Origin of the sequence: Chroococcidiopsis sp. [FACHB-1243] (genome assembly GCF_014696895.1) — a bacterium.
In the GTDB taxonomy this organism is placed as follows: Bacteria; Cyanobacteriota; Cyanobacteriia; order Cyanobacteriales; family Chroococcidiopsidaceae; genus Chroococcidiopsis.
This window is the reverse complement of record NZ_JACJQX010000023.1, coordinates 62,942-82,148: the sequence shown is the minus strand read 5'-3', so window position 1 is coordinate 82,148 and position 19,207 is coordinate 62,942. Positions and strand designations below refer to the sequence as shown.

Here is a 19,207-nt window from a genome sequence, read left to right as displayed (position 1 = left end):
GCGTATAGGATCTTATCTATCGAAACCATATAAGATTTATTCAATATTTATTTCATTAAATTAACTAAATTTGCTCTAAAAGTTGTAATCTATTTTTAATGTAACTTTTCAAGCAGATCCAAAAGCTTCAAAGCACATAGTTTTTGAAGTCGATGACTGCCTGAAACCGAGATAAATACCTGGCGATTAACTCGTTGTTAATTGTGGCTTATACCTGGAATTGCATTTTGGTTTTGACCTTAGCCGATCCAGTTTCAAGTTACTTGCAATTACTTTAACCTCTCAAAACAAGATACGGTGACTATCGCCATGTGGTTGAAAAAAACATGCATTTTGCTTTGTTTTTTAGTTGCAAAGTAGCAATTTATTATTCAATCAATCTACTGTGGAGATTTTTCAAAGAATGCAACTTTAGATATTGAATTTCAAAATCCGATATCTAACCTTGGATATATTCTAACTCGGCAAGTTGTTGTTAAAAAATCTACCCAGCATCAAATTATTTTCATGGTTGTAAATAGCTTTGACTCTATGTCATCAGGTCGCTTAGTTTGCTGTTGTCTTTCGTCTCTTTCTCATGCAAATAACAAACAAAATTCACTTCAGAAATTTACGAGGCGATTTATTTGGTGGTTTAACTACGGCGCTCGTTTCCTTGCCCCTAGCATTGGCATTCGGCGTTGCCTCTGGTGCTGGAGCCGTTGCTGGGCTTTACGGTGCAGTCTGCGTTGGTTTTTTTGCAGCGTTGTTTGGCGGTATCCCAACGTTGCTCTCTAAACTGATCGAGGCAATAACCGTAAGCCCTGTTTATAGGTTATCGTGCAACACCTGTGTTGTAGTGCCTCGCTCTTACTCTCTTTAACCCTTGAAACGTTCGTTTAGTTCACTTATTGCAATACTCCTCATCAGAGGAGGCACAAGGAGGTATTCGTGGATTTTTGGTCCTTTTTTGTAATGGACTTCGTCAAGCAGTTACAGTCCCCAACACTCGCCTTTTTGATTGGTGGGATGGTCATTGCTGCTCTCGGAAGCGAATTGGTAATTCCTGAGTCGATTTGTGCGATCATCGTCTTCATGCTGCTCACCAAAATCGGTCTGACCGGTGGAATTGCCATCCGTAATTCCAACCTGGCAGATATGGTGTTACCCATGATCTGTGCTGTAGTAGTAGGGATTACTGTTGTATTCATCGCGCGTTATACATTAGCCAAGCTGCCGAAGGTCAAAGTCGTCGATGCGATCGCGACTGGGGGGTTGTTTGGAGCCGTGAGTGGCTCCACTATGGCTGCTGGTCTGACGGTACTGGAAGAACAAAAAATTTCATACGAGGCTTGGGCTGGCGCACTCTATCCCTTCATGGACATCCCAGCGCTCGTAACTGCAATTGTTGTAGCCAACATTTATCTTAACAAGAAGAAGCATAGGGCAGCAGCCAAAGCTACCAAGCAGGAGTATCTCAGCAAGCAGCCCATTGCTGCGGGCGATTATGCCGATAAACAGGATTATCCCAGCAGCCGCCAAGAGTATCTCAGCCAGCAGCAGGCTCCTGCGGATAATCGGGTCAAGATATGGCCGATTGTCCAGGAAAGCCTTCGGGGTCCTGCCTTATCGGCAATGTTGTTAGGTCTCGCTCTTGGCATATTCACCCAGCCGGAAAGTGTCTATAAAAGCTTCTACGATCCCCTCTTTCGCGGCTTGCTTTCGGTCTTGATGCTAGTCATGGGTATGGAGGCTTGGTCAAGGATTGGCGAACTGCGCAAGGTGGCTCAGTGGTATGTCGTGTATAGCGTGGTGGCACCGTTTATTCATGGGCTGCTCGCCTTCGGTCTCGGCATGATTGCCCACTACACCATGAACTTCAGCATGGGCGGCGTTGTGATTCTAGCTGTCATTGCCGCCTCTAGTTCAGACATTTCAGGTCCGCCCACGTTGCGAGCTGGCATCCCGTCAGCCAATCCCTCCGCCTATATAGGCGCGTCCACAGCCATCGGTACGCCAATTGCGATCGGCTTGTGCATCCCGTTCTTCGTCGGTCTCGCCCAAGCGATCGGCGGACTCTAATCCTAGACTGGTCGCGGTCTGTCGGCGCTCCCTCGATCCGGCAGATCCAGTAGCTCAATGTATAAGATTGATATAGATAGGTAAGGAGGTAACTAACATGGCCAAGCCAGCCAAAAAGCTCGTCATCGTCACGGAAAAGGTTCTGCTGAAAAAGATCGCCAAGATCATCGATGAATCTGGAGCGACCGGTTACACGGTGGTGGAGACTGGCGGTAAAGGCAGTCGCAACGTGCGATCTTCGGGACAACCGATCGTTTCTGACACCCAGGCTAATGTGAAGTTCGAGATACTCACCCCCGATCGGGATATGGCCGAGGATATCGCGGATCAGGTCGCAGTGAAGTTTTTCCTCGATTATGCGGGCATGATCTACATCTGTGATGCGGAGGTCCTGTACGGGCATAGTTTCTGCGGGCCAGACGGCTGTTGAATCGAGACGACACCAACTCAAAAAGCTGGGTCATGACCCCGGATTTTTGGTGTTCAAGCGGAGTTTTATGGATAGTGACTCAGCAAAGCGTGGGATAAACTGCTATATCTTTCCAAGTCCAAGGTTCTGAGGTTAGGTCTGCCCTTTGAGCACCAGAGAGAATTAATCCACTCAACTGAGCTAGACTTAGGGCTATCCAACAGTCTCCTGCTTCAAGTTCTTCGGGCAAGCAGTGATGAAGTGCTTTTTTTAATAAATGACCACAATTCATCCGCAGTAACGGCATCCGGATCGACAGCTTGTACTTCAGCATTATGAACTAGTTGGGCTTTTTGACGCTTCAGCTCGAACCAAACTAACTCAATAGTTGTAGGAAAGTCCACTCACCCGACCAATACCTCGTAAGCTAGTTCCCTCACAATGCGACTGTAAGACAATCCGTACTTCCTCCTCTGTGACTTGCCGCCCTGGGTAAATTGTGTCAAAGGTATCAGTAAATGTTTGCACTTCTGTTTGGGCAACAATAGCGTTGACTACCCTTACTCGTTTTTCCGTGTTTATGAGTTTTGGGATGACTACACAATGGACACTGCATGGTTTTTTAGGACATTTTACTATGCTCTAGTCTCACAAACCCACACTTGCCTGAGTCACTATCCTGCATTGCAACAAGCAGTTGCATTTGTAAATGGTAACGATAGGGTTACTGCCGATGTTGGAAATGCCTCACGCCCTGATTTGAGCGATTTCAGCGATCCGGCACTGCAACAATAACTTTAATGTCATTTGTCATTTGTCATTGGTAAGTAGCTGGTAGAACCAGATTTCTAGTTGTGGTTTAGCCACTGGTCAGGCGATAACTGACAACTGATAACTGATTTCTCAGGCGATCGCTATGCTGATGCACCGAAACAATGAGATATTAGTTAGTATCGGTAGGCAGAAACGCGATCGCCTTCCATCTAATGCGAGTTCAAGAGCATGATAAGTCCTTGGAAAAAACTAGCAATTTCAACTAAAGCGTTATTTGCAGATGAAGCTTTCCTCAAAAGCATTCACCTGATTGAAAACCTGGTTTCAAAAGTTTTGTCACTCGCTCTAGTAGGTGTCATATTAGTTTCTTTAGTAGATCTAATTATATTTTTATATCAAGATTTATTTAGAGAGCCAGTCGGCTTTTTTAATAAGACTCTAATTGAAATTTTCGGAATGTTCCTGAATATTTTGATTGCTTTAGAATTGTTGGAAAATATTACTGCTTATCTCAGAAAACATGTCGTCCAAGTTGAACTCGTAATTGTCACTGCTTTGATTGCTGTAGCTCGCAAACTAATTATTTTTGATTTTAGTAAAGCTACAGGTATAGATTTAATTGGTCTAGCAACGGCTAGTTTTGCCCTCTCAATTAGCTACTGGCTCATTCGACAAATGAACAGAAAGCATAGAGAAGATCGTAGGTAATATATAGAAAAGAAGTATACATCTTAGTAAGCTTGATGTTGGTTGAATTTGAGCGCGATCGCCACTATTTAAACAATTTACATAATTTACAAAAAAAACAAATTAATATTAACATTTAAATATAGTCAAGTGGTAAGGTGGGCAATGCCTACCTGACTAGAAACACTGGCAAATACTTGCGATCGCTCGTAAATTCTGGTGTCATGAAGTGTGAAGTGTGTTGGGACAATTGACAACATTTAGTTGAAATCTGTATTGCAATAAACCTCTACGATCGACCTTTACTCAACAGGCAATCCTCGTGTTAGAAGCGTGCGTATTAGCAACAATATTGTGTGGATTTTTCGGCATTATCTTCAAAAAGAATCTTGTGATGAAGATCGTCTCGATGGATGTCATGAGTACGGGGGTCATCTCCTACTACATACTGATTGCATCGCGAGATGGCTTGTTCGCACCGATTATTTCAGATGTCAAAAATGTCGCTTACTCCGACCCGGTTCCTCAAGCAGTCATATTGACAGCGATCGTCATCGGCTTTTCGATTCAAGCTGTGATGCTAGTCGGTGTCATGAAATTGTCGCGCGATAATCCGACATTAGAAAGCAACGAGATCGAGAAGAGTAATACGCCATGAGTACCATTTCGATCGCCTGGATCGCCCTACCATTTTTTGTCGGATTTGTCGCTTCTCTAATCCCCAAACTCGATCGGTATCTTGCATTGGGCATGGCTTCTGCTTCTGCCGCATATGCATTGTTATTATTTAACTTACAGTCACCGCTGACACTAAATTTACTAGATAATTTCGGCGTTACATTGGCAATCGACCAATTAAGCGGCTACTTTATCTTGACAAATGCGCTGGTAACGGCGGCGGTCATTCTCTACTGTTGGCGCAGTGGGAAAACGGCTTTTTTTTACGCCCAAACTATCATTCTGCATGGCAGCGTCAATGCTGCGTTTGTCTGTACGGATTTTATTAGTTTATATGTAGCGTTAGAAGTCAGCGGGATTGCCGCATTTCTCTTAATTGCCTATCCTCGAAGCGATCGCTCGATTTGGGTTGGCTTGCGCTATCTGTTTGTCAGCAACGTGTCAATGCTGTTTTATCTAGTTGGCGCGGTGCTGGTCTATAAAGCACATCATTCGTTCGCGTTTGCAGGATTGCGCGGCGCACCTCCAGAAGCACTTGCCCTGATCTTTTTAGGACTCTTGGTAAAAGGGGGAGTTTTTGTATCTGGATTGTGGTTGCCGTTAACTCACTCCGAATCGGAAACGCCAGTGTCGGCAATGCTGTCAGGAATTGTGGTCAAAGCTGGTGTCTATCCGCTAGTGCGTTGCGCGCTAACCTTGGAAGAGATCGATCCGATAGTTAGGATCTTCGGAGTTGGGACGGCGCTGCTAGGAGTGTTCTATGCGGTTTTTGAAAAAGACACCAAGAGAATGCTGGCATTGAGTACAGTTTCGCAGTTAGGCTTTATCCTGGCTGCGCCTGAAGTGGGTGGCTTTTATGCGTTGACACATGGGCTAGTCAAATCGGCACTCTTTCTGATCGCGGGTAATCTGCCAAGCCGCAGCTTTAAGGAACTGCAACATCAGCCGATCGACACTACAATTTGGATTGCTCTGGTTTTGGCTAGCTTTTCAATTTCAGGCTTTCCCATGCTGTCTGGCTTTGGGGCAAAAGTGTTGACGACAAAAAATTTGCTGCCCTGGCAAGCGATCGCGATGAACGTTGCGGCTGTAGGAACGGCAATAGCATATGCCAGATTTATATTTCTACCCCACCAGCGACAAGAAGGGCAAGAGGCAAAACCTGGTTTTTGGACGGCAATAGTATTGTTACTCGGTGCGCTGATTGTGGCAAACGTCGTGTATTACAAAGCTTACACCGTTGAGAATATTGCCAAAGCACTAGCGATCGTTGGCGTTGGCTGGTTGGCATATTTTACGGTCTTTCGACGCTCAGTCCTCAAGCTACCGCGTATGCTCGAACAATTCGAGCATCTCATCGGTGTGATGAGTTTGATGTTAATCCTGCTTTTCTGGATGGTATGGACACGATCGGTTATCTAAATCTAATATTACGACTGGCTATCTGGTTTTTGCTGACTGCCAATTTTAGTGTGGCAAATATCATCATCGGCGTTGCCGTTGCCTTCCTGTTGCCAGGAAGCCCCAAATCGCGAGCAGCATTAAAGGATTGGTTGCGGGCGCTGGGGAAGATTATCATAGCGATTCCGCAGGCGTACATTGAGGCATTTGAAATTATCTTTCGTCCGCATAACGAAGAAGAAGTCACCCTAGAACGAGTCCCACCGCGACGGACACCAGGTTTGATATTTCTAGATATTTTCCTGATTACCTTTACGCCAAAGACGATTGTTTTGAAATACCGCGAAGATGGCTGGTACGAAGTACATCATGTTCGACGGAGGAAGACATGAACCTGGTACTAATTGCAATGATTTTGGCGTTGCTCATCCCCATCTACGTAGCGTGTAAGGATGACGATATCTGGCAGACAATGTTGGCTTTTGCTAGTACAGCAACTAAAGCATCAGTCACGATCTTGGTTGTATCCGTCTTGCGTGACGATTGGTGGATTGGTGTGGTAGGAGTCATCATTCTGAGTGTGGGGAATGCTTCACTCATGCTGCTGGCACAAGTAATCAAACGAATGAGCGATGTATCAAATGGATGATATGGCGATCGACATAATCGACATAATTAGTTATACCTGCATAGGCATAGGAATCTTTTTCTGGTTTTGGGGAACCTTCCCCCTGCTAGGCAAGCGATCGCTATTATTTAAGCTACATGGTCTTTCAGTTGCAGATACGCTCGGATCGATGAGTATCATCATCGGGCTGCTGTTGCAACGACCCCGCGAATCGCCGTTACTGATCCTTGCCATTATCTCCCTAGCGATTTGGAATACAGTGCTGGGGTACGTGTTGGCATACTGTTCCACTAGTGGGGGTAGCAATGATGGATAGTTATATCTATTTCTTAGTCGCTCTGCTACCGCTGTCCGCGTCGATGGTAGTCTTTCAGGTCAATCCATATCATGCCTTGGTGATTCGTGGCATCTTGGGAGCCGTGGCAGCAATGGTCTATGCAGTGTTGGGGGCAGCAGATGTGTCTTTGACCGAAGCATTAGTCGGTACGATGCTAGCGATTACTCTCTATGCAGTGGCGGTGCGATCGTCAATGGTGATGCGTCTGGGCGTACTTGCAGAAGGCGCGATCGCGACAGACAGCGAAGGCGATCGCCATTTTGGGCAACTGCTAGATGACTTACGGGCAATTTTGGGCAAACGTCACATGCGACTTGAGTTAGTGACCTACAAAGATTCACAGGATTTGTACCAAGCGCTGATGGAGAAAGAAGTACACGCAACTTGTACGCGACCCGAAGATATAGATTGCACAACGCCTGATGCGGAAAAACAACCCTACCATACCGTCACCAGAGTGCAGCGGATCTATGACATCATGCAAGCCGAACTTTCATCACCTGCAATAAGCCTTACCTATGTCAGCGCGCCAAAGGAGAAGCATTCATGAAATGGGTTTACATTGCCGCAGGAATAGCCTTGTTTGTCAAAATCCTCATCATGTCCAATCCCGCACCAGATTTGTCACTGTCAATTGTCGAATCGGTCGTTCAAGATAGTGGAGTACCCAATGCGGTTTCTGGGATTATTTTTAGAAATCGGCTGTACGACACCATCTTTGAGGTAGTCGTATTTACGATCGCAATTATGGGCGCTCATTTTTTGCTAGCGAATGAAAAGCCACCCACCAAAGTCTATCGTTTCACGGATCAGCCATCAATTGTGCTGGCACGATTAGGGGCGACAATTGCAGCTTTGGTAGGGATCGAACTGGCGATTCGGGGGCATTTAAGTCCAGGCGGCGGTTTTGCGGCTGGGGTAGCGGGAGGAACGGCGATCGGTCTGGTGGCGATTACTTCATCACCAGAGAAGATGCAAGAGATCTACAAGCGCTGGCACGCTGCTACATGGGAGAAAGTTTCGGTACTGATTTTCGTTGTCCTAGCGGCGATAACTCTGTCTGGATACGAACTACCGCACGGAGAGTTGGGCGCACTTTTCAGCGGGGGAGTTCTCCCCATACTCAACTTTTTAGTAGCAGTCAAAGTCGCCTTGGGTTCTTGGGCGGTTATATTAGTTTTTATTCGTTATCGGGGCTTGTTGTGACCAGTTGTGTAGGGTGCGTTAATAACGTACCCTACTACCGAATATGAAATCATTTTTATTTAAAGCGGACAACGGCATGTCTCTCGAAAATTAAAATGAATGCGGTTTCATCAAAATCGTTCAGGTTTTATATATCTATCAGAAATTAGAAGAATAGTAAGGTGGACGTTGCCCACCTTACTATTTATTTATGTCAGATATTGTGAATTAAATTGCTTTTAACTTGTCTTAGAGCAAAATATGTTTATCAAAAGATTTAATTTAGATAAAATTAGTATTAAGCCTTAGCCGCGATCGCCTCCCAATGCGCGTTCAAAGGCATGGCAGCAACCTTCACCTGCAATCGACCGTGAAACAGCGAGCCTTACTGCTAGTCAATCATCATGCCCGTCACGGACAGCAGCGGATCGCCGCTGCCATAGAACAGTTACAGCAGTTAGATTTAGAGTTATTAGAAAAGCCAATAGAACATCCTCGGCAATTACCCGAACTGATCCGCTACCATCGCCATCAAGTAGACTTAGTAATTATTGGTGGTGGAGATGGTACGCTCAACGCAGCAGTAGATGCGTTAGTTGAGACTAGATTGCCTTTAGGAATATTACCTCTAGGGACTGCTAACGATCTAGCTCGAACGTTGGAAATTCCCAATTCTCTCCCTGAAGCGTGTGAGATTATTGCAAATAAAAAAGTCCGTTGGATTGACTTAGGTTGGGTGAATGGCAAGCATTTTTTTAACGTTGCTAGCCTTGGTCTGAGCGTCCAAATCGCTAAAAAACTGACGAAAGAGTCTAAACGTCGTTGGGGAGTTTTAGCCTATGCAATGGCAGCAATTCAAGTTCTCTGGCAATCTCGACCCTTCAGAGCCGAAATTCAGATAAATAATCAAGATGCGATTCGAGTCAAAACCGTACAAATTGCCGTTGGTAACGGACGCTATTACGGTGGTGGCATGGCAGTCACTCACGATGCGGCGATCGACGATCGCAGGCTAGACTTATACAGTCTGGAATTGCGTCACTGGTGGCAGATGATTCCTTTATTACCCACAATGCGTCAAGGTAGGCATACAGCTTTATCTGGAGTTCGTACCTTACACGGTCAAAAAATCCGCATTTCGACTAGAAAACCCCGCCCCATTAATACCGATGGAGAAATCACCGCTTACACCCCCGCCGAATTTCGCGTCATTCCCCAAGCTGTAGCAGTTTTAGTACCAGATTAGTACTGGAGCGATCGAGTAAGGAAAATTAAGACAGCAAAGAGCAGCGAACAATGGCACAAGTATTGAGTGGTTTTATTTCTAATTTACGACTTACGACTTAGCTAACATGCATTTAAAATTTTCGCAAGATATTAAATCTTTACTAGAAAAACTATCTCAACAACCTTTAACTTTAAGCGATATTTTGGTGGGAACTTCAGAACGAGGTTTTAGCCTGGTTATTGCCTTACTTGTATTACCATTTTTATTTCCTCATCCGCCTGGTTTCACTGGCATACCTGGAACAGCCTGCTTAATTTTATCGCTACAAATGGCATTAGGTAGGCGATCGCCTTGGTTGCCGAAAAAAGTCGCTCAATTCAAATTTCCGCGCTGGTTTGCTCAGCAATTGTTACAAAACTTGAAAAGGTGTACCAGATTGCTAGAAAGAATTGTTCGTCCTCGCATGTTGAAAATAGCGGGAAATTCTTATATTTGGCAATTTAACGGACTTTGTATTGCTTGGTTGGCGATTTTATTAATGTTACCAATTCCCCTGACAAACTCTTTTCCGACGATTGGCATTTTAGTATTGGCAGTAGCAACGCTAGAAGATGATGGATTATTGATGTGTGTTAGCTATATATATACTGTTTTCATTACTTTAGCGTTTGCCTTTTTAATTTATGCCTTCTGGCGCGGTTCTAGCCTATTGCCAAGTTTATTTCAGTAAGAATCATTTTTTTGAACGCCAATATTACTGTAGGACGGATTTACCAAGGTGTAGGGGCGCACCGCTGTGCGCCCCTACAAACGCATTGTATTCAAATGCCAAACGAGATCGTAAAACTCCTCTGCATTTTTATACCAAAATACCACCTGCCCTTGGGGGTAGATTCAAATTCATTTGCAATCCATCAGCAACAGCCTCGATTTCTGCACTACCAAATAACAACTTGCTGGGGTGCGATCGCAACTTACTTATGTCCAAGCTAACGTGCGCGGAGTCAGTACCAGCATTGACAGCTACGACAATTTCTTCTGAGCCTAAAGTTCTAGCAAAAACATAGACTAAGCCGTGTGCGTGTAATACTTGATAATCTCCCGTACGCAAGGCAGGATATGCATGGCGTAAGGCAATCAACTGACGGTGGTATTCGAGAATTTCCCGATCCCAAGTGGCTTCGAGGGGAAAACCGCGCCGAGAGTCTGGATCGATTTTGCCTGGTAAACCAACTTCGTCACCATAGTAGATGCTAGGAGCGCCGGGAAATGTTAGTAACAGCAGGGTAGCAAGTTCAACACTAGGGCGATCGCCTCCAGCAATAGAAATTAGTCTCGCCGTGTCGTGGCTGGCAAGTAAATTCAGCTGCGTTAACTGAATTTCCCAAGGATACAATTGCAGCAATTCTTGCATTTTTGTGGCATATTCAGCCGCAAACAGGGGCGGATAGGGATAGTAGGAACGGTCTTGTACTTGTGTCATATCCACGCGATCGCCAGCCGTAAAAGCGATTGTCGGTGCGGCAAACAAGTAATTCATCACGCCGTCAAATTGCGTACCGTCCAGCCATTCTCGCGAATCTTCCCACACTTCGCCGACAATATAAGCATCGGGGTTGATGGCTTTGACGCGATCGCGAAACTCTTGCCAAAAACCAGGAGTTCTAATTTCAAACGGCACATCTAACCGCCAGCCGTCGATGCCGAATTTCAGCCAATATTCGGCAATCTCCATGATGTATTCTCGCACTTCTGGATTATCGTGATTGAACACGGGTAAAGCGCGATTTCCCGCCCAGCCTTCGTAATTAGCGGGGCGATCGCCATCATAGGGACACAAGGGCCATTTTTCAATCTTGAACCAATCTACCCAAGGAGAGTAGGAACCATTTTCGAGAATGTCGTGAAAAAAGAAAAAGCCCCGACTGGCATGATTGAAGACTCCATCCAAGACAACCTTAATATCGCGGCTGTGACAAGCTTCTAGCAATTCTTGAAAAGCTTCATCTCCGCCTAACATCGGATCGACTCGATAGTAGTCGTGGGTGTGATAGCGGTGATTGCTAGCAGATTGAAAGATTGGGGTGAAGTAGATGGCGTTAATGCCTAACGTTTGCAAATAATCTAATTGCTCCATCACACCCCAGAGATCGCCACCCTTGTAACCTTGAAGAGTGGGCATTTCTTCCCATTCTTCCCAAGTAGCGTTTTTTAACAGCCGCTTGCGGGGTTGTTGACTCTTAGCAAAGCGATCGGGAAAAATTTGATAGAAAACAGCGTGTTTTACCCAGTCTGGGGTGGTAATCTCCATAGTCACTTTCTAGCCCTTCATTGACAAGGTACAAATACTCTTCATTCTGTGGCTCTAACCAGGGGGTGAATGTCGCGATCGCTTTTTGACAGTTATGCCCCTCTACCCCTCTGCTCCCCCAGCTCTCTTCTCCCCTGCTCCCTGCTCCCTACTCCCTAAAGATGGGGAAAACTACGACTAGCGGTAGCACCACACCAAATTTTACGATCGTTTTGGAGTTTGGGAAGTGCGTTAGCGACGCTTAACGCAGTTGTCGCTGCTGCTCAACTGCTCTATGCCTGCCAAAGCCGAGCTAACCGCGATCGCCCCAGACTCCCAGGAATTCTTCATGTGTAGTGCTGACAAATTTCTGCCTCTAGATTCTTAACAACTTTTACACCTAGTCCTCTACACTAATTTTGGGAACGAAAGGCAGTCGGGAGGAATTTGTGAAAAAAGTACTAGGAATTATTCTCGGTGGCGGTGCTGGAACTCGTCTTTATCCGCTGACTAAGCTGCGAGCTAAGCCAGCCGTACCATTAGCAGGGAAGTACCGCTTAATCGATATTCCTGTCAGTAATTGTATTAACTCAGAGATCTACAAGATATACGTTTTAACACAATTCAACTCGGCTTCACTCAATCGCCACATCGCCCGTGCATACACCTTTTCTGGTTTTACTGAAGGCTTTGTAGAAGTCCTGGCGGCTCAACAAACGCAGTACAGCACTAACTGGTTCCAGGGTACGGCAGATGCAGTGCGTCAGTATCTTTGGTTGATGGAAGAGTGGAACGTAGACGAATATTTGATCTTGTCGGGAGATCACCTTTATCGCATGGACTATCGCCAATTCGTCGAGCGTCACCGCGAAACTGGTGCTGATGTGACTCTTTCGGTAATCCCGATCGAACAACGTCGCGCTTCTGACTTTGGCTTGATGAAAATTGACAGTGCGGGACGGGTGATCGACTTTAGCGAAAAACCCAAAGGTGATGCACTGCTGAAAATGCAAGTTGATACTACAGTATTGGGGCTAGATCCAGAAGAGGCGAAGCAAAAACCATACATTGCTTCGATGGGGATTTATGTTTTCAAGCGCGATGTCTTAATCAAGTTGCTGAAAGAAGCGCCAGAACAAACTGATTTTGGGAAGGAAATTCTGCCAGCTTGTGCGAAAGAGTACAACATTCAAGCCTACTTGTTTAACGATTACTGGGAAGACATCGGAACGATTGAGGCGTTCTACGATGCTAACTTATCGTTGACAAAGCAACCCTATCCAGCTTTTAGCTTCTACGAGGAAGAAGCACCAATTTACACTCGCGCTCGTTACTTGCCTCCTACTAAAATGATGGATTGTCAGGTGACAGAATCAATCGTTGGCGACGGTTGTATTTTGAAAAACTGTCGCGTACATCATTCAGTCTTAGGCGTGCGATCGATCATCCAAGCAGGCTCGATTGTAGAAGATGCGCTACTCATGGGGGCAGATCTCTACGATCCCCATATAGAAGAAAGACAGACAGTCTGTGCAGATGGCGAAATCGAGAACGTTCCCCTGGGAATTGGTGCTAACACCATTATCCGGCGGGCAATCATTGACAAAAATGCCCGGATCGGCTGTGATGTCCGCATCATTAACAAAGATAGGGTTGAAGAAGCAGATCGAGAAAGCGAAGGCTTCTATATCCGCAGTGGCATTGTAGTCGTGCTGAAAAACGCCGTGATTTCGGATGGGACAGTGATTTAGTGGTGAGTGGTGAGTAGTGAGTGGAAGCACGATCCCCCAACCCCCTTAACAAGGGGGCATTAGATCAGTCGTACACGGGTTTACTCTCTACTCCCTACTCTCTAATTCTGCTCGTTGGTTTACCAGGGAGTGGAAAATCTACTTTAGTAGGACAACTGGTAGCAGCAGACCCAAAGCTACAACTCATCTCAACTGACAAAATTCGAGAACGCCTATTTGGTAATGAGGTGATTCAGGGGGAATGGTTGCTAGTTTGGCGCGAGGTGCAACGGCAATTTCAAAGCGCTGCGATTCAAATTTCTCGCGGCGAAGTTAGTACGGCAATTTACGATGCGACTAATGCCCAACGCAGACATCGGCGAGAAGTCATCGTTTACGCTCGTGCTGCGGGGTTGAAGCAGATTGTAGGTCTGTGGGTCGATACTCCTGTATGGTTGTGTCTAGCGCGAAATCGACGGCGCGATCGCCAAGTTCCTGAAGAGGTCATATTACGGATGCATCGTCAGCTGCGCGATGCGCCACCGAGTTTATCTGAAGGATTAGACTGTTTGCTGCGTTTCAGTCAATTATCTGTTTGCACTTCAACCACTTTACCACAGTAGGGTAGTGGGAACGCATGGCTATGCGTTCCCATCAATCCTGACTAGCTGCAAAAGGGTCGGAAGCATCTTTCTCCCACTGGCGGACGATTGTATGATTCTTCAATCCAAGTTCTGATTTCATTTTCTGAGTTAAAGTCAAACGTTTCGCCTGTTATCGGGTCGTAAAGCTTCCACAACGAACGACCTGTTTTATCTTCTGTTTTCCACACTCGCATTTCTGCATTGTGACTCCAAGCTGTAACGAGCGATCGCCACATCTTTTTCAACCACGATGTGCGAGTTGGTTGATTGTGTTGCGGTTCTGGTTTGTAGTTGTAAATTTGTTCTAGTTTTTGAATTTTTTGTTGATAATTCATCACGATCTCGCCTCCTGAAGGAATCAGGTAATAACTTCGCGTGCGTTCCTTCTGGATATCTCCTTACTTCCGTCTCTCTCAGCATCTGGTGAAGAGTGTTTTTAAGAGAGATGAACGATTTATTTTCTGTATCTATTGTAACTAAATTTTCTGAAAATCGGTTGAAATCTCAGTTTAATAGTCACGAAATTCTGACAAAATAGCGAACAAGCATGGAATTACTCCTCGCAGCTTCAGATTCTTCTACATGATTTCTGCTTTCATAGCGGCTTTCAATTGGGTAAAACACGCAATCGAGAATTGCTATCAAGAGTGACTTGTATCGACCTACACAGAACAAAAGACGATAATTGTATACAGTATTCAAAGTTATGTAACTGACTTAAAAGTTAGCATTACTATTGCTAAGCTACTGCAAGTATTTGGCGCGATCGCGCTAACTTTTGACTTCTAACTTTTGACTTTTGACTTGCTACTATGAGCTATACCTTTGATTTTTCAGTTATTTGGAATAACATAGGTTTGTTTACGGCAGGAGCATTTGTCACCATTAGGTTATCGTTAATTGCGATCGCCTTTGGATTGATTATTGGCATCGTTGGAGCGTTATTTAGAACCTCTGAAAATCGGTTTTTGAACTGGTTGGCGATCGCCTATGTTGAGGCTATCAGAAATACGCCATTTTTAATCCAACTTTTCTTTATATTTTTCGGATTACCGAATTTAGGTATTAAGCTAACAGCAGAACAAGCAGCAATTTTATCACTAGCTGTCAACTTTGGGGCTTATTCTACAGAAATCGTCAGAGCAGGTGTAGAAAGCATTCATAAAGGGCAAGTTGAAGCAGGCTTGGCACTAGGATTCAAACCCTTATCGGTGTTTCGCTATATTGTTTTAACTCCGGCATTATCAAACATTTATCCAGCTTTAGTTGGTCAAATTATTCTGGCGGTTTTATTTACTAGCGTTGTCTCTCAAATTGCAGCTGAAGACTTAACATTTGCTGGAGACTATCTGAATTCCCGAACTTTCCGCAGTTTTGAGATTTACTTCACGATTTCTCTCATTTATCTAGCTATTGTTTGGTTAATTAAAGGATTGACTTACGCTATAGAAAAACGATTTTTTGAATTTGCCAAATACAGACGCTAATCCATCATACACATAACATCTTGGCTGGTGTACGGGCGGGTTTGTCCAACACTTAAGACTACGGCAAATATTTATGATAAAAACCCGCCCCTACGAATGCATGACTTTTGACTGGTGTACGGGCGGGTTTGTCCAACACTTGAGACTACGGCAAATATTTATGATAAAAACCCGCCCCTACGAATGCATGACTTTTGACTTTTGACTTTTGACTTTTGACTTTCTAAAAATGGATGAATTTACTATACCAATCATTTTGAAAAACCTCATAATTGCTACCCAGTGGACGCTGATTTTATCTGCGATCGCATTTATTGGTGGTGGAATTATTGGTTTTCTCGTCATGTTGATGCGGATTTCTCCGAACCAGTGGATTCGAGGCATTAGTTGGATTTACATTGAGTTTTTTGAAGGAACGCCGCTATTATTACAATTGTTTCTTGCCTTCTTCGGACTCTCTGTGGTTTTCGGAGTTAATTTGTCACCATTACAAGCAGCAACTCTAGCTTTAACGGTTTTTACTAGTTCATTTTTAGCAGATATCTGGCGGGGTTCTGTGGCTGCTATTCCTCAAGGACAATGGGAAGCAGCATCAGCATTAGGTTTTGGCTATTTTAAAAAACTTAGATTGATTGTCTTACCGCAAGCACTCAAATTATCGATCGCACCAACCGTAGGATTTGCCGTACAAGTCATCAAAGGAACTTCTTTAGCTTCTGTAATTGGCTTTACTGAATTATCTCGCGCAGCAGCGCAAATTAATAATGTTACTTTGCGATCGCTGTTGGTATTTTCAATTGCAGGTTTAATTTATTTCTGTTTGTGTTATCCTCTTTCCGTTTTAAGTCAAAGTTTAGAACGGAGATTGACGTATAAAGCTTGAAAAAATTAGTCTAACGGCTAGTTCCGACTCCCGACTCCCTATTTACTTCAAATGAACGCAATTCCTAAAAAGTGGCTGCAATTCATCACGCTGTTTTTCGCAAGTTTGTTGATGACGGTGAGTGTTGCTGCTTGTAACTCGTCAGAATCATCTTATGTCAAATCGATGTCGGTGACATCTGGTACTGCGTCAGCTGCTAGTTTACCTGGTGTAAATCCTGGGACAACGTTAGAACAAATTCAATCTACTGGTAAGGTAAGAGTTGCTGTTCCAGATGATTTTCCCCCGTTTGGTGCTGTAGGTCCAGATATGCAAGTGCGCGGCTATGACATTGATGTAGCACGGGAGATAGCTAAAGGTTTAGGGGTGGAGTTGGAATTAATACCCGTGGTTGGTAATTACCGAATTCCGTTTTTGCAAACAAATCGGGTAGATATGGTGATTTCCAGTTTGGGTAAGAACAAAGAACGAGCCAAAATCATTGATTTTTCCATACCATATGCTCCTTTTTTCTCAGGGATTTATGGCAGACAAAATGTTAAAGTTGCTTCTATGGAGGACTTGAAAGGTCGTACCGTAGGTGTTGCTCAAGGCTCTTTAGAAGATTTAGAACTGTCTAAATTGCCTGCTGGAATTCAAATGAAACGTTTTGCTAGTAATAGCTTGACTGCATCAGCGCTAGTATCGGGACAAGTAGAACTGATTGCAACTGGCAACGTGGTAGCTGCTAAATTAATGCGAGATAACCCCGATAAACAAATTGATAACAAGTTTGTACTAAAGAATTCTCCTTGTTACATTGGCGTGCGACGTGGCGATGCCGATCTTTTACAAAAAGTCAATACGATTGTTACAGATTTAAAAAATTCGGGAAAATTGAATAGTTTTTCTCAGAAGTGGTTGGGAGAACCTCTATCTGAATTACCTACCGTATAAAAAGTCAAAAGTCAAAAGTCAAAAATAAGAAATATCATGACATACGATCGCCCTACAACAGCTTTAGATGATATTACTACTACCGAGTTGAGACCAATTATTATTGCTAGAAATGTAGAAAAATGGTATGGCAATAATTTCCACGTCCTCAAAGGAGTTAGTCTCACGGTTAATCGAGGTGAAGTTGTGGTTTTGATGGGACCATCTGGTTCGGGTAAATCAACTTTTATTCGGACTTTCAATGGTTTAGAACCTTATCAAAAAGGTAGTATTGAAATTGATGGAACGAAGATTTCTCATAATCTCAAAAATATCGAAGTCGTACGTCGAGAAGTGGGAATGGTGTTTCAACAATTTAATTTATTTCCTCATTTAACTGTACTAAAAAATGTGACTCTTGCTCCAATTCATTTGCGCGGAATGACAAAAGCCAAAGCTGAAGAAATGGCAATGCAACTTTTAGAAAGAGTCGGAATTGACCATCAAGCGAATAAATATCCAGGACAACTATCTGGCGGACAACAACAGCGAGTTGCGATCGCTCGCGCTTTGGCAATGAACCCAAAAGTCATGTTATTTGACGAACCAACATCAGCCCTCGACCCAGAAATGGTACAAGAAGTATTACAGGTCATGCGATCGCTGGCTAATTCTGGGATGACGATGGTTTGCGTGACTCATGAAGTTGGTTTTGCTCGCGAAGTTGCCGATCGCGTTATCTTTCTAACTGATGGTTATTTAATAGAAGATACCACACCATCGGAATTTTTCAATAACCCGAAAAAAGAGAGAACCAAAAAATTTCTATCGCAGATATTGCACTAAATTTCTGTTAAAATTTGAACGACACATCAGCGCAATCGCCATTTTTATTTACATTTATAACTATGGTAGGCAAACTTACCACTCATGTCTTAGACACAGCTCAAGGTTATCCCGCTCGACAAATGAAAGTTGAATTGTGGTTACTTGGCTCGGACGGAGAAAGACAACTTTTAAAAACCATTCATACTAATAAAGATGGTCGTACAGACACACCATTATTAGCTGATGAAGAACTTAAAACAGGTATTTATGAACTCATCTTTTCGGTCGGTGATTATTTCGCCAAACATATAGATAACCTACCTCAGCCAGCTTTTCTCAATCGCGTACCGTTACAATTCGGAATCGCCGATCCTAATTCTCACTATCACGTTCCCTTACTCGTTTCTCCCTGGTCTTATAGTACTTATCGAGGTAGTTAAGCTTAATTTGGATCGCGCAAAGACGCGAAGGCGCAAAGAACACTTTTGCGTCTTTGCGTCTTTGCGCGACAATTCTCTTCTAGGTAACTTGATAATGATTTCTCTAACAGAACTTAACAAAATGAGCCAAGATGAGTTTGTAGAAATTTTAGGAGCAGTGTTTGAAGATACACCTGCGATCGCCTATCATGCTTGGTACGAGCGACCGTTTAAAAACGTAGCGCAATTACATCAAACAATGGTAGATGTTGTCAGAACTGCCAGTCAAGACGCACAAATAGAACTCATTCAGGCACATCCTGACTTAGGTAGTAAAGCAAAAATGGCAATGGCATCGGTACAAGAACAGGCTGGTGTAGGATTAGATCGTCTTACACCTGAAGAATACGATCGCTTTTTATCTCTGAATCACGCTTATAAAAATAAGTTCGATTTTCCGTTTATTATTGCCGTTAAAAACCACACAAAAGATAGCATTCTTGTCGCTTTTGAACAACGGTTGCAAAATTCTATTGACATAGAAAGAAACCAAGTGCTGGAAGAGATTTTTCAGATTGCCAAATTTCGTTTAGATGCGATCGTATCACAGTAGGAGCGCACAG

23 protein-coding genes, 2 pseudogenes and 1 riboswitch are annotated in these 19,207 nt (G+C 44.0%); of the genes and pseudogenes, 22 read left to right on the top strand and 3 right to left on the bottom strand.

Features of this window, described 5'->3' with window-relative positions; genetic code table 11:
• Nucleotides 1–577: 577 nt before the first annotated feature.
• The 3 genes and pseudogenes from H6G17_RS18115 to H6G17_RS18105 all read left to right on the top strand — a co-directional run.
• A pseudogene (locus H6G17_RS18115) lies at nucleotides 578–778 on the top strand (SulP family inorganic anion transporter); the annotation flags it as partial.
• Between the two features lie 152 nt (nucleotides 779–930).
• A complete protein-coding gene (locus H6G17_RS18110; protein WP_192159480.1) occupies nucleotides 931–2,061 on the top strand; it encodes a sodium-dependent bicarbonate transport family permease in 1,131 nt (376 codons plus the stop codon).
• Between the two features lie 97 nt (nucleotides 2,062–2,158).
• On the top strand, nucleotides 2,159–2,491 hold the full coding sequence (locus H6G17_RS18105) for a hypothetical protein (RefSeq protein ID WP_039713291.1): 333 nt from the start codon (nucleotides 2,159–2,161) through the stop codon (nucleotides 2,489–2,491).
• A gap of 79 nt (nucleotides 2,492–2,570) precedes the next feature.
• Here H6G17_RS18105 and H6G17_RS18100 read toward each other — a convergent pair.
• Nucleotides 2,571–3,086, bottom strand: a pseudogene (locus H6G17_RS18100) (hypothetical protein).
• Here H6G17_RS18100 and H6G17_RS18095 point away from each other — a divergent pair.
• The 11 genes from H6G17_RS18095 to H6G17_RS18045 all read left to right on the top strand — a co-directional run bounded on the left by H6G17_RS18095 (nucleotide 3,074) and on the right by H6G17_RS18045 (nucleotide 10,118).
• On the top strand, nucleotides 3,074–3,265 hold the full coding sequence (locus H6G17_RS18095) for a hypothetical protein (RefSeq protein ID WP_192159478.1): 192 nt from the start codon (nucleotides 3,074–3,076) through the stop codon (nucleotides 3,263–3,265). The pseudogene H6G17_RS18100 and the gene H6G17_RS18095 sit on opposite strands and share 13 nt — an antisense overlap.
• 207 nt (nucleotides 3,266–3,472) lie before the next feature.
• The gene (locus H6G17_RS18090) at nucleotides 3,473–3,952 is read left to right on the top strand and encodes a phosphate-starvation-inducible PsiE family protein (protein WP_192159476.1); all 480 of its coding nucleotides are present in this window, start codon (nucleotides 3,473–3,475) and stop codon (nucleotides 3,950–3,952) included.
• A gap of 301 nt (nucleotides 3,953–4,253) precedes the next feature.
• Complete coding sequence (locus tag H6G17_RS18085; RefSeq protein ID WP_192159474.1) at nucleotides 4,254–4,589, top strand: NADH-quinone oxidoreductase subunit K; 336 nt, start codon at nucleotides 4,254–4,256, stop codon at nucleotides 4,587–4,589.
• Entirely contained in the window at nucleotides 4,586–6,031 is a 1,446-nt protein-coding gene (locus H6G17_RS18080; RefSeq protein ID WP_192159472.1) for a cation:proton antiporter, read from the top strand. Before H6G17_RS18085 ends, H6G17_RS18080 begins: the two co-directional genes overlap by 4 nt.
• Nucleotides 6,010–6,402 (top strand): Na+/H+ antiporter subunit E, encoded by a 393-nt coding sequence (locus tag H6G17_RS18075; protein WP_192159470.1) that lies wholly within the window; start codon nucleotides 6,010–6,012, stop codon nucleotides 6,400–6,402. The genes H6G17_RS18080 and H6G17_RS18075 overlap by 22 nt, the downstream gene beginning before the upstream one ends.
• A complete protein-coding gene (locus tag H6G17_RS18070; protein ID WP_192159468.1) occupies nucleotides 6,399–6,659 on the top strand; it encodes a hypothetical protein in 261 nt (86 codons plus the stop codon). The genes H6G17_RS18075 and H6G17_RS18070 overlap by 4 nt, the downstream gene beginning before the upstream one ends.
• A 13-nt stretch (nucleotides 6,660–6,672) precedes the next feature.
• Nucleotides 6,673–6,954 carry a monovalent cation/H(+) antiporter subunit G gene (locus H6G17_RS18065; RefSeq protein WP_192159542.1) on the top strand — a complete coding sequence of 94 codons (282 nt, stop codon included), beginning with the start codon at nucleotides 6,673–6,675 and terminating at the stop codon, nucleotides 6,952–6,954.
• Complete coding sequence (locus tag H6G17_RS18060; protein WP_192159466.1) at nucleotides 6,944–7,525, top strand: DUF4040 domain-containing protein; 582 nt, start codon at nucleotides 6,944–6,946, stop codon at nucleotides 7,523–7,525. Before H6G17_RS18065 ends, H6G17_RS18060 begins: the two co-directional genes overlap by 11 nt.
• Complete coding sequence (locus H6G17_RS18055) at nucleotides 7,522–8,181, top strand: Na(+)/H(+) antiporter subunit B (protein WP_192159464.1); 660 nt, start codon at nucleotides 7,522–7,524, stop codon at nucleotides 8,179–8,181. The genes H6G17_RS18060 and H6G17_RS18055 overlap by 4 nt, the downstream gene beginning before the upstream one ends.
• Before the next feature lie 349 nt (nucleotides 8,182–8,530).
• Nucleotides 8,531–9,406, top strand: coding sequence for a lipid kinase (locus tag H6G17_RS18050; RefSeq protein WP_192159540.1), 876 nt, complete (start codon nucleotides 8,531–8,533; stop codon nucleotides 9,404–9,406).
• Nucleotides 9,407–9,512: 106 nt separating this feature from the next.
• Nucleotides 9,513–10,118, top strand: coding sequence for an exopolysaccharide biosynthesis protein (locus H6G17_RS18045; RefSeq protein WP_192159462.1), 606 nt, complete (start codon nucleotides 9,513–9,515; stop codon nucleotides 10,116–10,118).
• Nucleotides 10,119–10,247: 129 nt separating this feature from the next.
• Here the strand turns inward: H6G17_RS18045 and H6G17_RS18040 are convergent, their stop codons facing one another.
• Complete coding sequence (locus H6G17_RS18040) at nucleotides 10,248–11,699, bottom strand: glycoside hydrolase family 13 protein (RefSeq protein ID WP_192159461.1); 1,452 nt, start codon at nucleotides 11,697–11,699, stop codon at nucleotides 10,248–10,250.
• Nucleotides 11,700–12,127: 428 nt separating this feature from the next.
• Here H6G17_RS18040 and H6G17_RS18035 point away from each other — a divergent pair, with 428 nt between their 5' ends.
• Together H6G17_RS18035 and H6G17_RS18030 are read left to right on the top strand one after the other, a co-directional pair.
• Nucleotides 12,128–13,429, top strand: a complete 1,302-nt coding sequence (locus H6G17_RS18035) for a glucose-1-phosphate adenylyltransferase (RefSeq protein ID WP_192159459.1) — start codon at nucleotides 12,128–12,130, stop codon at nucleotides 13,427–13,429.
• Nucleotides 13,430–13,449: 20 nt separating this feature from the next.
• Nucleotides 13,450–14,031, top strand: coding sequence for an AAA family ATPase (locus H6G17_RS18030; RefSeq protein WP_347276448.1), 582 nt, complete (start codon nucleotides 13,450–13,452; stop codon nucleotides 14,029–14,031).
• A 41-nt stretch (nucleotides 14,032–14,072) separates the two neighbouring features.
• On the opposite strand, the gene H6G17_RS18025 is transcribed toward H6G17_RS18030, so the two are convergent.
• On the bottom strand, nucleotides 14,073–14,387 hold the full coding sequence (locus H6G17_RS18025) for a hypothetical protein (protein ID WP_192159457.1): 315 nt from the start codon (nucleotides 14,385–14,387) through the stop codon (nucleotides 14,073–14,075).
• 39 nt (nucleotides 14,388–14,426) lie between these two features.
• Nucleotides 14,427–14,506, bottom strand: a riboswitch (Glutamine riboswitch).
• Nucleotides 14,507–14,864: 358 nt separating this feature from the next.
• Here H6G17_RS18025 and H6G17_RS18020 point away from each other — a divergent pair.
• The 6 genes from H6G17_RS18020 to uraD all read left to right on the top strand — a co-directional run bounded on the left by H6G17_RS18020 (nucleotide 14,865) and on the right by uraD (nucleotide 19,197).
• Nucleotides 14,865–15,539 (top strand): amino acid ABC transporter permease, encoded by a 675-nt coding sequence (locus tag H6G17_RS18020; protein ID WP_192159456.1) that lies wholly within the window; start codon nucleotides 14,865–14,867, stop codon nucleotides 15,537–15,539.
• Between the two features lie 229 nt (nucleotides 15,540–15,768).
• Nucleotides 15,769–16,422 (top strand): amino acid ABC transporter permease, encoded by a 654-nt coding sequence (locus tag H6G17_RS18015; protein WP_192159454.1) that lies wholly within the window; start codon nucleotides 15,769–15,771, stop codon nucleotides 16,420–16,422.
• Nucleotides 16,423–16,473: 51 nt separating this feature from the next.
• Entirely contained in the window at nucleotides 16,474–17,358 is an 885-nt protein-coding gene (locus tag H6G17_RS18010; RefSeq protein ID WP_192159452.1) for a transporter substrate-binding domain-containing protein, read from the top strand.
• Nucleotides 17,359–17,394: 36 nt separating this feature from the next.
• On the top strand, nucleotides 17,395–18,183 hold the full coding sequence (locus H6G17_RS18005; protein ID WP_192159450.1) for an amino acid ABC transporter ATP-binding protein: 789 nt from the start codon (nucleotides 17,395–17,397) through the stop codon (nucleotides 18,181–18,183).
• 62 nt (nucleotides 18,184–18,245) lie between these two features.
• Nucleotides 18,246–18,605: a hydroxyisourate hydrolase gene (gene uraH / locus H6G17_RS18000; RefSeq protein ID WP_192159448.1), complete on the top strand. Its 360-nt coding sequence runs from the start codon at nucleotides 18,246–18,248 to the stop codon at nucleotides 18,603–18,605.
• Between the two features lie 91 nt (nucleotides 18,606–18,696).
• Nucleotides 18,697–19,197, top strand: coding sequence for a 2-oxo-4-hydroxy-4-carboxy-5-ureidoimidazoline decarboxylase (gene uraD / locus H6G17_RS17995; RefSeq protein ID WP_192159536.1), 501 nt, complete (start codon nucleotides 18,697–18,699; stop codon nucleotides 19,195–19,197).
• Nucleotides 19,198–19,207 lie beyond the last annotated feature (10 nt).

Coding starts and splice junctions, on each gene's coding strand:
- H6G17_RS18105 (WP_039713291.1), top strand. CDS start 2,159: ATGGCCAAGCCAGCCAAAAAGCTCGTCATCGTCACGGAAAAGGTTCTG.
- H6G17_RS18095 (WP_192159478.1), top strand. CDS start 3,074: ATGGACACTGCATGGTTTTTTAGGACATTTTACTATGCTCTAGTCTCA.
- H6G17_RS18090 (WP_192159476.1), top strand. CDS start 3,473: ATGATAAGTCCTTGGAAAAAACTAGCAATTTCAACTAAAGCGTTATTT.
- H6G17_RS18080 (WP_192159472.1), top strand. CDS start 4,586: ATGAGTACCATTTCGATCGCCTGGATCGCCCTACCATTTTTTGTCGGA.
- H6G17_RS18075 (WP_192159470.1), top strand. CDS start 6,010: ATGGACACGATCGGTTATCTAAATCTAATATTACGACTGGCTATCTGG.
- H6G17_RS18070 (WP_192159468.1), top strand. CDS start 6,399: ATGAACCTGGTACTAATTGCAATGATTTTGGCGTTGCTCATCCCCATC.
- H6G17_RS18060 (WP_192159466.1), top strand. CDS start 6,944: ATGATGGATAGTTATATCTATTTCTTAGTCGCTCTGCTACCGCTGTCC.
- H6G17_RS18055 (WP_192159464.1), top strand. CDS start 7,522: ATGAAATGGGTTTACATTGCCGCAGGAATAGCCTTGTTTGTCAAAATC.
- H6G17_RS18045 (WP_192159462.1), top strand. CDS start 9,513: ATGCATTTAAAATTTTCGCAAGATATTAAATCTTTACTAGAAAAACTA.
- H6G17_RS18040 (WP_192159461.1), bottom strand. CDS start 11,699: ATGGAGATTACCACCCCAGACTGGGTAAAACACGCTGTTTTCTATCAA.
- H6G17_RS18025 (WP_192159457.1), bottom strand. CDS start 14,387: ATGAATTATCAACAAAAAATTCAAAAACTAGAACAAATTTACAACTAC.
- H6G17_RS18020 (WP_192159456.1), top strand. CDS start 14,865: ATGAGCTATACCTTTGATTTTTCAGTTATTTGGAATAACATAGGTTTG.
- H6G17_RS18015 (WP_192159454.1), top strand. CDS start 15,769: ATGGATGAATTTACTATACCAATCATTTTGAAAAACCTCATAATTGCT.
- H6G17_RS18010 (WP_192159452.1), top strand. CDS start 16,474: ATGAACGCAATTCCTAAAAAGTGGCTGCAATTCATCACGCTGTTTTTC.
- H6G17_RS18005 (WP_192159450.1), top strand. CDS start 17,395: ATGACATACGATCGCCCTACAACAGCTTTAGATGATATTACTACTACC.
- uraH (WP_192159448.1), top strand. CDS start 18,246: ATGGTAGGCAAACTTACCACTCATGTCTTAGACACAGCTCAAGGTTAT.